Genomic DNA, 12,226 nt, shown 5'->3' on the forward strand with positions numbered 1-12,226 from the left:
TTTTTTGATCTATAAACATATAAAACGAAACAATCAGAAGTACCCGAGTAATTATAAACTTAAGGTTGGATTAACTTGAGCTTCAATGGCCTGCTTCCTTTTCTTTGGAATTCGAACCGGTTTGCGCGATAAGAAAACTGGTAGGCATACGAATACTGCGATCATGGAAAAGATTAAACCACCAATCGTTCCGATGGCAAGCGAGAACCAAAAGAATTCATTTTCACCTTCCAGTAAAAAGGGGATTAAGCCGAAACAGGTAGACAGTACTGTCAATAATATTGGCTGTGCTTTCCCCATTAATGCCTTTAATATGGCACGATTATGATTTCGCTTGTTGCTGTTATTAAAATCATTTACCACAAAAATCGATGCATTTACTACCAAGCCTCCTAATAGAATAAATGCGGCATACCCCCCAGAATCCATTGGGAAATCGAATAGCGTAAATATTAGGAAGAGGCCAATAAATGAAATTGGTATCGTCACAATAATGTGTAGCGGTTGTTTCAGACTTTCGAATAGTACGGCACATATAAAGAAAATTCCAATCAATAAAACTGGAAGCAAGTTGTACTTTTCTTTTTCACTAGAACTACTCCATCTATTGTCGCTCTTTTCCACAGTATACCCTACAGGTAGTACTGCTGTCATTTCTTCGATGGTAGCTTCTCTATGTCTATTAGCAAATTTAGGTGCTCCGTTATACTGATAAGCTAGTCGGCGAATGTATTGTCTATCTTCCTTGAAAATTCTATTCGCAGTTTGCTCAAAGGTCAGAGAAGCGTAATCTTGAATTTTGATAAATCTAGCGGTATCCAAAGGCAAAGTTTGGTCGGTTAGATCGTATTTGGAAAACCTATCAGCACTACCCGCTTCGACATATACGTTCAACAATTCATCATTGTAATTTGCCGATAGTGATGCGCCATTGGCAGGTGTTAAATCCTGTAACATTCTGATAACATCACCTCGATTTATTCCTGCAGATGCCAATCGATCTATATCGAAATCTAGAACATATTCACTCGTAGACTTTTGGTACCAACCTGCTTGTGCATTTACATTTACCTCACTAACCCTTAAATGATTTTTGAGTTTTTCGGCCAAAATTTTAGCCTGTACTTCGAGTTCATCAAAGTTATAACCTTTCATTTTTATAGATAGGCTTGATGATCCACCACTCTCTCCTCCAGCTGTAAAACCTTGACCATAGCCCGTAATTCGCCATTCAACACCAGTTAAATCTACTGACCTTGATTGTAGCCTAGCTTTCAATTGATATGGAAGAGCTGAATTTTCATATGCTTCCTTAAACATAATGGAAACATCAGCCGACCCTGTCCTTACATTCGTTATGTACTTATCTAGCCCTTCAATACCATCTATGTATTCCTCAATTTTTGAAATAACGAAATTTGCATCTTCTAGTGTTGTCCCGAATGGTAAGGTTGCTCTAACAGACAGTCTGGTTCTCTCAGGAGAACCATATCTGTATCCAGAATAGGTTTCGTTAACGAATTTCCGCAAGGCTCCACCCAAAACCTTATCAGTAATAGGCCGAATATCATCTTGGTATTTGTCGCTTCCTATGGTTTTATTATACCATTCTTGACCTTCCCATTGTACAGGTAATTTGAATACAGGCAAGCCAAAAGCCAAAATCACCATGAGAATAAATGTTTTCCTAAATCGAAGAATAAAACCAATCGTTGCGGTGTAAGCTCTAAAGCCTTTCACACGCCTTCTAAGCCCCTTAATGCTTAGCTGTTTTCTTATAGACAACTCTTCTTTAAATAGTAGTATATAAAGGGAAGGCGTAAAGAACAATGCTATAAGGAGTGAGACGCCTAAATTGATCGCTACAACTATAGAGAAGTCCGTGAGGTCCCTTCTATCTTCTTCTGGCAAAAGAAGAACGATCAGCAAAGCCATAATCGTGGTTAACGATGCTGCCAAAAGTGCCAGGAAAATTCTCGCATTCTTTTTCCGATGCATATGATCGAGCATCACAATTGCATTATCCACAATCAGCCCAAAGGATATTGTTACACCAGCAATCGAGTAAATATTCAATTCTACTTTAAAGAGAAAGATTAGAATGGCGGTAATACAGAGGTTGACGATAATCCCTAAAAAGAGCGTGAAAAGGTATTTTGGGCTTCGATTAATGAGTAAAATAAAAATGATCAGAATAGAAATAGACAAGGCTGTTCGGATGTAAATCTTATCCATCTCTTTTGCCAAAAACTCTGTATCATCTTGTTCTAGTGTAATACCTATATCGCTATTGAGGTTTAGTTGTAGCTGTGCTATGCTTTCCTTCACCTCTTCAGCCAACACAATTTTATTGACTCCAGCGCGAGCATAAATACTCATATAAACAGCATTCTTACCATCGATCCGTTTATAGGAATTTGGTTTTTGCTCTTCAATGTAGAGTTCGGCCACATCTTTAAGTCTAATTGCTTTCCCATCAATCAAGGCAATTTCGACTTCTCTAAGGTTGTCCAAATCCAACATGCGGGAGGACGTTTTCAAAAAGAATTGTTGACCGCTTGCCAGTTGAGCCATTCCAGCAAAAACATCTCTACTGTTGGTATTTAATGCCTGAACGATTTGGGCCTTGTTTAAATCGTAACGAATAAGCGTTGGCAAATCAAAGTCTACGGTAATTTGAAGAGGGTTTCCACCAGTTACATTTACCTCCTTTACCTCTTTTATCTGAGACAAAGGTTTCTTGATAAATTCATTTACTTCTTGCTGAAGCTTATGTGAGGCAAAAGGGCCGTTAATTGAATAAGAAAGAATGGGCGTTTCCTGAATTCGATTATCCTCACCACTACTCTGTTCTACGCGAGGATAAGACAGATTTTCAGGTAGTTTTTTATAAATATTTCTGATGATGGTATTGACTTCAAACTTTCTAAAATCGATATCATCATTCTTATCGAAATCTAAAGTTATTTGTCCAAAATCATAACCAGATACACTATTTAGCCCGTTTAAACCCTCTAGTTGTGATAAAGCGTTTTCAATTGGTGAAGTTGCCAAACGTTCTACGATATCCGGAGACGAATTGGAAAGACTATAGGAGACTGTAAGTGCAGGAACCTGATAATTAGGCGTGAAGTTAATATTCAGGCGAGGAATAGTTGCTATACCGATAATGGCAAGTACTATAAAAACAATGATTAGCCTGAAAGGTCTCTGTACGGAATGCACAACGTAATTTTACGCAAATTTTTATTTTTAATTCATTTGTTTCGTACTATTTTTAACAAATATGTTTAAAAAAATAATCTACCTATTTCTAATCACCTGTATTTTTAGTTGTAAACCAGAGCAGGTAGAAACTGAAATCCCCGAAACACAATCGCTCAAAAAGGATGTGGCCCCTACAATGATTTCTGTAGCCACCGCCCAATATCGACCTTTTGAGTTCTTGATTAATTCCTCTGGAACAATCGCTTCGGGCAATGAACTGGCCATTACTTTTCAAGGAAGTGGTGTATTAGAACAACTCAATATTAAGAATGGGCAGATGGTTAAAAAAGGCCAAATCATTGGTCAACTTGAGAATACTCAACAAGAATTTGCATTAGAGAAAGCCAAAGTAGCCCTTGAAGATGCCCAAGTCAGATTCACAGATGCTTCCATGACCTACGGATCGGAAATCAGTGATTTACAAAAGAAAAACATAGAAGTTCAAAATGGAGTACCTACAGCAAGGATTAACCTGAGAGAGGCGGAGATGAATCTAGCCAAAACTCAAATCTTGGCACCAATCACGGGAATCATTGCTGAATTGGAAGAAAAAGAAGGCAACATAGTATCGAGTGGTAGCAAGCTAGCCGCTATTTATGAACCGAAAAACCTCACGCTGTCGGCAAAAATCCTAGAAACAGATTATCAATACGTGAGCATAGGCCAACGAGCGGATGTATACGCGTTATCCTTTAGGGAAAAAGTATTCGAGGCATTTGTCAATGAAATCAATCCCAAAGTGGATGATAATGGCATGGTTGAAGTTAAGCTGCAATTAAAAGATACCGAAGGCTTACTACCTGGCATGAATGCGAATGCTGTGATAAGAATACCGCAGTCGGACAATATTATTGTACCTCGAGATGCTTTGGTCATCAAATCAGGCCGTCAGGTAGTATTTACTTTTGAAGACGGTATGGCAAAATGGAAATATGTGAAAGTAGGACTTGATAATGGGGTTGATATCGAAATTTTAGAGGGACTTGAGGAAGGTGATCAAGTCATTGTTTCTGACAACCTACTTCAAATTGGACATGAGGCAAAAGTGGCCATCAGTTCTGACTTAAATAACAATTAAGCCTCATGGTAAGGTTTCTTATAAATCGACCTATTGCGGTTTTTCTATCCTTCATAGGTATACTTTTCTTTAGTGTACTTGCTATTCAGAATTTACCCATCTCTCTACTACCAAGTATTGAAGTGCCATCGGTAGTCATCAAAGTAGACTACCCGAATAATTCAGCTCAAGTAGTTGAAAATAGTATTCTAGACCAGATCAGGACTGAGCTAAATTCACTAAATAACTTAAAGTCGATAGAAAGTACAGCGAGTAGTGAAACTGGCCTGATCAAGCTAGAATTCAATTACGGTACTAGAATGGACTTAGCCTATATTGAAATCAACGAGAAAGTAGATCGGCTTCAAGAATCTATTCCTAGAGATATCGATCGGCCAAGAATAATTAGAATCAATACTTCTGATATTCCAATCGTTCGACTCCAAGTTATCCCAAAAGATGCCGATAACTTTATTGGGCTTTCAGAATTAGCCGATAGGGTACTAAAAAAGAGGTTAGAACAAATCGAAGGAGTTTCCATTGTAGACATCAATGGAGCCCGCGAACAATACATCTCCATCCAGCCTAATAAAGAGCAATTAGCCGCCCTTAAAATTCCAGAGTCACAGATTGAATCTGTTCTCAACAGTGCCAATCAGTCGCTAGGTAAGCTGTCTATAAAAGACGGCCAGTACCGATACTTTGTGAGAATGGCTAATCGGCTCGATGACATTAATGAAATCAAAAAGCTTCCACTTGCTACTCCTTCAGGTGAAGTGATCAGTTTAAATCAAATTGCAACTGTTCAATTCGAAACTGAAAAAGTATTAAGCTATCATTTATTTGGACGAGATGAGGGTTTAGTTATAACAGTACACAAGCAAAACAGCGCCAAAATGACTGAGCTTGTGCCTCTTGTTTATGAGGCCATCGAAAGGTTCAAAATAGATTACCCTGATGCCGATTTTGACTTAACACAAGATCAATCGACCCTCCTGAACGCTGGCATAGACAACTTGACTACAAGTTTAATATACGGTGGTGTCTTTGCATTTCTTGTGCTTTTCTTATTCATGGGAAATTTCAAAATGCCTATCATTATGGGTATTACCCTACCCGTTTCTCTCTTAATAAGCTTCATACTGTTCAGAGCTGTAGGGCTATCAATCAATATTATTTCACTAAGTGGTTTGGCGCTAGGGCTAGGTATGCTCATAGACAATGCCATCATTGTGATTGATAACATTACTAGAAAAAGAAAAGATGGGTTAGATATTTTTGAAGCCTGCATTCAAGGAGTCAATGAAGTAATGGCTCCACTGATAAGCTCCGTACTCACCACTCTAGCCGTTTTTGTACCACTTGTCTTTTTAAATGGGTTAACTGGCTCTCTTTTCTATGATCAAGCAGTTTCTGTTGCGATCATTCTTGGTACTTCATTATTGGTTGCCTTCATACTATTACCATTGCTTTACCGGGTTTTCTTCCAAAAATCAAAGCGGAAAATTAAGGAGGATAGTTTCTTCTTTCTTTTAATTCTAAAAGGATATAAAGCAATATTTAACGCGATTTGGAAGTTTAAAGGATTGAGCTTTCTGATTCTTCTCTTACTAATCCCTTTGGCCTATTTTGGCATAGCTAGTTTTGAAAAAAGTGGACTACCCGACATAGAAAAGACCGAAAGTTTGATCTCGATTAATTGGAACGAACCGATAGATGCAGAAGCCAATAAGGTGAGAGTAAAAGAACTCTTAACGGATCTACCTGTTAGCGCCATCACGGAAACTGATATTGGGATTAGTCAGTTTTTACTCGCCCTAGAAGATGGAAGAGTTGAAAATGCAGAGTTGTATCTGAAATTCGAATCCAAAGAAGAAAAGTTTGAAACAGAAAACTGGTTCTCTGACTATTTTAAAGCGAGGCACCCAAATGCTTCTTTAAAAATCGAAGACGCGCCAAATGCTTTTGATCAAATTTTTGAAAGTGATAATCGCTATTTCATTTCCAAATGGAAGAATTTAGGACGTAATGAATTACTTGATGAAAATAGCCTTAGTAAACTTTTAGCCGATATTTCTGCCTATACCAATGCTCCAACTCAAAATGGTAAGGGATTTCTGTTCGAAGAATCGCTTCAGGCTGTTATTGATAGTAAAGCGTTGGCCTTTTACGGCATTACAGAAAGTTCTTTCAAAAATGCCTTATCGAAATCATTAGATGGATTCTTAGTGACGGAAATAAGAAGATTTGGAGAGGTCACCCCTATTAAAATTAATCGCTCTCAAGGAGACTTAAGGTCTAAGCTTGCCAATGCAACTGTTCAAGGCAGGGATGGGCAGGAATATCAATTGACAAATTTCGTGAACCTCGAATTCGTTAACATAGAAAAAAATATAACAGCCGATAGAACAGGCCCTTACCAGTCGATAGAGTGGGAAGCTATATCAGATGAAGATGTCTTGGAACTAACGAAGTCTCTGCCAAAAGTAGGTGCTAAATACGGACTAAACGTTGATTTTAGTGGTAGCTATTTTGAAAGTAAAGAGAACCTGAAACAGCTCATTTTTATTTTAGTAATATCTGTTTCACTGCTTTACTTTATTCTGGCCGCCCAATTTGAGTCTTTGATTCAACCGCTAATTGTAATCTTCACTCTACCACTTGGTATTTTGGGCGCCTTGGTCGTTTTAAAACTTGCTGGGATTACCTTGAACGTAATGTCTGCAATAGGGATCATTGTGATGTTAGGAATCATGGTGAACGATGCTATTCTGAAGATCGATACGATTAATAGATTCAAAGCAGAAATTACATCTAAAGATAAAAGTGAAAGGAAAAACATGATTGCGGAAGCGATTGCAAAAACTGGTCAAATACGACTTAAACCTATCTTGATGACTTCCATTACCACAATATTAGCCCTTCTACCAGTTGTATTTTCTGCCGGTATTGGTGCTGATTTGCAAAGGCCTTTGGTATTTTCTGTGATTGGCGGCCTAACAATAGGAACTTTTACCGCACTGTACTTTGTACCGTTAGCTTACTGGTTTGTGACTAAGAAGAAATAGCACTTCTTTTCGAATTATTTAATCTCGAAAAGATCAATCGTTCCGTTTTCACGATCGAAAGCAATCAGTTTATTACCTTCTGGTTGCAATTCAAAAGTTGCATAAGAGCTTTTTTCTGGTAAAAGAATTTTTCCTGATGGACGCCAAGTCTCATTCTCATTAGTGTATTTCAATAAAATATTAGCTCTACTCTTTTGATCCTTATCGCGTGAATAGATCATTAGAAACAACTCATTATCAATCAATCTAACACTACTAATGGTCAATTTACCTGACGTCTTTCTAATCTGGTTCTTTCCGTTACCATTAATAGAAAGCCCAGTAGCGTTATTCGTGCTCAACCTCTTTTTAACCATCGACAAATCCTTTAAATCTTTACGGTCGATTAAACTCCAATTCTTATCGTAGGTATCAATTACTAGGCCATCGAAAGCAGAAATAACAATGAATTGATTGTCGCCTGAAAGTATAAAACGCCCCATAGGCGAAGGAACAGTTGATTCATCCAAAGAAATGCTCTCAGCGCTTTCTCTTTTACTTAAATTATAACTTAAAACATCAACACTTGGGTCAGAGATACTTGTAAAGAACATCTTTGATTTATCAATGGCCACTGTCTGGTATATCAGCATATACTCAAAAGAGAATCCTTTTTTTAACTTGGCCTCTTTGATATCAATAGGCCATACTCTAAAGTTGTTGTTGTCATAGATGTATAGTTCTTTTTCATATCTATCATGTAGAAGCATATAAGGCCGACCAAACTCATCAGGTCCTTGTCCCAATTCACCAAAAGTTCGTATATCATTTAGGTCTATATCGCCAATAGCAATCTTACCTGCTTTATCATCAACTATCACCCATTGATTATCAAGAACTTTGATATCAGTGACATTTACAACAAACCCTTTTTCACCATAAGTATCAATACTCTTAGTTCTTTTGGCTACAATATCTTCGGGCTCTTGTGAGAATGAAGTAACACTGAAAAAAAATAGAATAACTAGTACACTGAATCTACTAATGAACCTCATAATCTTGTCGTGTTTATTTACAAAATCAACGTGAAAGTAGATTCATTGTTCAGCGTTCAATCGGATAGGTTTCCATTAAACCTTCATGGCCTACTATTTCGGATTTATTGGATTGATAACTCGACAGAGCTCTTATCTCTATTGCTCCGCAAATTTCGAGCAAGAATTGTCTAAAATAACTCTGTTCTTTTTACGTGACTCGTTATGAACTCTTCCGTATATTTCAAATCTTCTTTAATAGGAATATGTGCATCAACAACTTTTCCAAATTTATCGACTACAAAAAAGTAAGGTATATTTAAACTATCTAGAGGAAACAAGTCTTGACCCAATGGCACATTGTAAACATCTTGTTCTATACCATTAATACGTTTAAAAGTGTTCAGGTATGATTTGCTCTGATATGTAGATAAATACTCTAGTTTCAAATTAGAAGTATTTAAAAGTTTAATAACCTCCTCAGTACAAGTATTGCATCCAAGTTCTGTATATCTAAAAAAGATTGTATAGTCATTGGTTAAAACATTTTTCATATTTATTGACATACCACTTTCCTTAAGAAGTTCAATATTTTCAAAATCTAAGCTCGATATGTAAAAATCCTTACTCCTAATTAAGTTATTCGAAAGTTTACTGTTTATAAAAGACCCTACCATTTCTTCATACTTCAATAAGTCATAATCCTCGCTGATTCTAGTTTTATTTGATTGCTCAAACATGAAAAGAATTAAAAAGACCAACGCCAAGGACAGCGTCAATATCGACATCAATCTATTTTTCATCTTTAACTTTTATCTTAACTAGAATCGGATTATCTGTCTCATTTACATTTTGAAAAGGATATTCTTTCATAATTACCTCTCCATTCTCATCATTTGCCGCAAGAAATTCATCAGCATCATAAAACCCATAAAAGTATTTATCATCCGATGCTATGATCGAAGGTAGCATTACCCCTTTTGAATCTGGTTTATTTGTGGGTAGATAAAGAAATCCATCGCTCTTGTTTTTTGGAATTATAGCCTGCATATGAATCCTTAATCCATTCATTTTTACAGGATTTGTATAACCTAAAGCATAGCTTGAAGCAGTTGAGTAGGCATTTCTGAGTTGTGCGAATGGTTTTTTATTCTCAAAAATGCGGTAATTATTGACTTTTATTTCTCTATAGTCTTTCTCGATTCCTAAACGTCCAAAATCAACTTTGGCAACTGAAACCAATTCATTGTTCTTGTTCAATGAATAAATATTCTCGTCAAACTTTTTTGTGAAAAGAACCTCTTGCCCATTGTGTGACAAATGAAACCTCTCGACAATTGTCATATTCGCTTGTCGACTATCGATTTTGAAATACTCTTTCGAGGCCCTTCCATCAACATCACCTAAAACTACCAAAGGACCAACATCTCCATCATTTTCATCTACACTGTAGTGACTCAAATAATATAAGAACAAATCATTACTAATCCATTCAAGAGACGTATACCAAAGGTCATTTCGTTCCACTCTGAGTAAATCGCCTTCAAAATTAAATACATATAGCCTACGCTTACCTAAATCACTTATTAAAATCTCTTTCTCTTCTCGATTGATAGTGAAGTCGTTGATTCTATTCAATTCCTCAGGACCTTGTCCGCTGGCAGCTATTTTATTTATAAAACTTCCATCACTCCGATAAATGAATAATGCTTTAGAGACATTTTTATCCAATACAAAAACCAAATCATCAACCACTTTCAGTTCATCAATAGTTCCTATTAAAGCTTGACTATTTGTTTCTAACGGAATGTATTGAACATCATATTGACCTAGAAAATCCTTAGGAGGTTCAAACCAACCTGCATCTATAGATATTAGCATTGAACCATTTTCAACTTCTTCAATTCCAATATTCGCACCATCTTCGCAAGAAGTAATCCAACATAAAATTAAGAGGGGTGTAATTATTTTTTTTAACATATTATATACCATCAGGGGAGAGCCTTAAAGAGTTCTGGATTACTTTACATTATCCAGAACTCTTACTTTTTTCAGAAGGTTAATCTTGAAGAACCTCTTTAATAGCTTCAGTCAACGACTGAAGATTTACACTTTTACAGGGACTTTCGGTACAATAAGAATTAATCGACTTTATACAATTATTCTTCGATCCAGTTCTTTTAAATTCTTATTAACTCTAAGGTTATTGATAAGCTAAAGAGAATTCATCCCTAAAGGAGCAAAAGTCTTAAGGAAACGCTTTTATTACCAAACTGTGTTAGTTTTAAAGTTGAACTAATTGAGAGAATATCTGTAGAATCTCCTGAAAGTTAAATCACCTTCTTCTCTAATCGAAACTCCTCCGGCGTACAGAAAACTACCGTCAAAAACGAAGTATTTGGCAATTGGTAACTTATAATAGGATAATTCTTGAGTATTCAAGTCTAATTCAATCAATGACATTACTCTGTAACCTCGATCTATTATCTCAAAAACTGGTACTTCTCTAAATTTTTGGTCCGAAAGATGTGCAACTATGCGATATAATTTATCATCATTCCGAAAGGACTGCTCGAAGTCTACTTCAAGTATTTTATACTCTAACTCCTTAGCCTGATCGGGGTAACTTTGTAGAAGTTTTGGACTTCCAAAGTATTCTGACCCACAATACAAAGACGTCATTTCTTCAGATTCGAAATTCCAAATATACAGTGAATCAGAGAAGCGATAATTGATCAAAAATGAACTTCTGTCATATTTAGATACAGTTGGGCCGGTATAGCTCGATGGTACAAGGTTACCGAATACATAATTCGGATAACTAATTTGTCTATCAAATCTAGATTGTTCAAAATCATAATATTTGATTGGAACGGTTTTGGAAAAGTACAGTGGATCATCGTATCGAATATCGTTTACGACTGGGATAATTAGTTCACCTTCATTTAAAATTGCATTTGAATAGTATCCAGCCCTATAATACCTTGAGTAATCACTTGAATTGTAAGGGTAACGATCTATTTTCCTTCCATCACCTCCAAATAAATAAAAATGTTGTCTAGCGGCAGGAAATAGATAAATCGAATCGTTGGATTTAAAAAATACAGAGACATCTGTTGAATTATGACCCTCGGGCCCTTCTCGTTCTATAATAATTGGATCTCGATACTTACCACTAATGAAATCAATTTGGTGAATAACCAAGTCTGACTTACTATTTAAGCCATATTCCACAAGAATATTTCTATCCTGATCAACATAATTCGACCAACTTGTAAATTGGAGATAATCTTTAGGCATTTCGATTTCTAGACTATCCAGGCTTGCAAATTCCGAATATACGAAGCCAGGATCGCTACAAGAAGCCATAACTAGTACAAGAGTCACCAATAGGTGACTCTTAATAAGCGTATAAACTTTCATATAATTACTAGCGTATTACCGGAAGTCTATTCAATGGACTAAGTAACTTCATTAAACTTGTTATGTCAATTCTGGATGCGGAACCTGGGGTAGTACAATCATCACCCGGCTTATCTTCACAGTCCGTCCTAAAATACCATCTACCCTCTATCTTATCAATGGAATTATCTGACTTGTAATCCCACCCACTCGTCTCACTGAATGAGATTTGAGAGCAAGAGAAAGCTAAGCATAAACATAAAACTACAGCTCTAATTTTTTTCATCTTTTCTTTATTTGAATCGTTACCTACTCTATTTCAGGGTTTTCGGCACCTCCCTTTTAGTGATCAAACTGCTATGTACACTCGCACAGATCACCTTGACTTTCCTACTCTATTAAAGGGTTTTCGGAACGCC

Annotated in this window: 8 protein-coding genes; 2 read left to right on the plus strand and 6 right to left on the minus strand. The window is 36.5% G+C overall.

Features of this window, described 5'->3' with window-relative positions; all coding sequences use genetic code 11:
- Window positions 1–51: 51 nt before the first annotated feature.
- Window positions 52–3,225 (minus strand): efflux RND transporter permease subunit, encoded by a 3,174-nt coding sequence (locus BFP71_RS01285; RefSeq protein WP_069833648.1) that lies wholly within the window; start codon window positions 3,223–3,225, stop codon window positions 52–54.
- Window positions 3,226–3,286: 61 nt separating this feature from the next.
- Between BFP71_RS01285 and BFP71_RS01290 the strand changes: the two genes are divergently transcribed.
- Both BFP71_RS01290 and BFP71_RS01295 read left to right on the plus strand, forming a co-directional pair.
- Entirely contained in the window at window positions 3,287–4,345 is a 1,059-nt protein-coding gene (locus tag BFP71_RS01290) for an efflux RND transporter periplasmic adaptor subunit (protein ID WP_069833649.1), read from the plus strand.
- Between the two features lie 5 nt (window positions 4,346–4,350).
- A complete protein-coding gene (locus BFP71_RS01295) occupies window positions 4,351–7,392 on the plus strand; it encodes an efflux RND transporter permease subunit (RefSeq protein WP_069833650.1) in 3,042 nt (1,013 codons plus the stop codon).
- Between the two features lie 14 nt (window positions 7,393–7,406).
- Here BFP71_RS01295 and BFP71_RS01300 read toward each other — a convergent pair whose 3' ends face one another.
- The 5 genes from BFP71_RS01300 to BFP71_RS19220 form a co-directional block, all read right to left on the minus strand.
- Window positions 7,407–8,426, minus strand: a complete 1,020-nt coding sequence (locus BFP71_RS01300) for an NHL repeat-containing protein (protein ID WP_069833651.1) — start codon at window positions 8,424–8,426, stop codon at window positions 7,407–7,409.
- Window positions 8,427–8,596: 170 nt separating this feature from the next.
- Window positions 8,597–9,208: a hypothetical protein gene (locus tag BFP71_RS01305; RefSeq protein ID WP_141719644.1), complete on the minus strand. Its 612-nt coding sequence runs from the start codon at window positions 9,206–9,208 to the stop codon at window positions 8,597–8,599.
- Window positions 9,198–10,385 (minus strand): 6-bladed beta-propeller, encoded by a 1,188-nt coding sequence (locus BFP71_RS01310; RefSeq protein ID WP_069833653.1) that lies wholly within the window; start codon window positions 10,383–10,385, stop codon window positions 9,198–9,200. The genes BFP71_RS01305 and BFP71_RS01310 overlap by 11 nt, the downstream gene beginning before the upstream one ends.
- Before the next feature lie 315 nt (window positions 10,386–10,700).
- On the minus strand, window positions 10,701–11,774 hold the full coding sequence (locus tag BFP71_RS01315) for a DUF4221 family protein (RefSeq protein WP_069833654.1): 1,074 nt from the start codon (window positions 11,772–11,774) through the stop codon (window positions 10,701–10,703).
- A gap of 61 nt (window positions 11,775–11,835) precedes the next feature.
- Window positions 11,836–12,093 (minus strand): hypothetical protein, encoded by a 258-nt coding sequence (locus tag BFP71_RS19220; protein ID WP_141719646.1) that lies wholly within the window; start codon window positions 12,091–12,093, stop codon window positions 11,836–11,838.
- Window positions 12,094–12,226: the final 133 nt, after the last annotated feature.

Source organism: Roseivirga misakiensis (genome assembly GCF_001747105.1).
Taxonomy (GTDB): domain Bacteria; phylum Bacteroidota; class Bacteroidia; order Cytophagales; family Cyclobacteriaceae; genus Roseivirga; species Roseivirga misakiensis.

What these genes read in the sequence shown, in the direction of transcription:
- BFP71_RS01290 (WP_069833649.1), top strand. Translation starts at nt 3,287, where the DNA reads ATGTTTAAAAAAATAATCTACCTATTTCTAATCACCTGTATTTTTAGT.
- BFP71_RS01295 (WP_069833650.1), top strand. Translation starts at nt 4,351, where the DNA reads ATGGTAAGGTTTCTTATAAATCGACCTATTGCGGTTTTTCTATCCTTC.
- BFP71_RS01300 (WP_069833651.1), bottom strand. Translation starts at nt 8,426, where the DNA reads ATGAGGTTCATTAGTAGATTCAGTGTACTAGTTATTCTATTTTTTTTC.
- BFP71_RS01305 (WP_141719644.1), bottom strand. Translation starts at nt 9,208, where the DNA reads ATGAAAAATAGATTGATGTCGATATTGACGCTGTCCTTGGCGTTGGTC.
- BFP71_RS01310 (WP_069833653.1), bottom strand. Translation starts at nt 10,385, where the DNA reads ATGTTAAAAAAAATAATTACACCCCTCTTAATTTTATGTTGGATTACT.
- BFP71_RS01315 (WP_069833654.1), bottom strand. Translation starts at nt 11,774, where the DNA reads ATGGCTTCTTGTAGCGATCCTGGCTTCGTATATTCGGAATTTGCAAGC.
- BFP71_RS19220 (WP_141719646.1), bottom strand. Translation starts at nt 12,093, where the DNA reads ATGAAAAAAATTAGAGCTGTAGTTTTATGTTTATGCTTAGCTTTCTCT.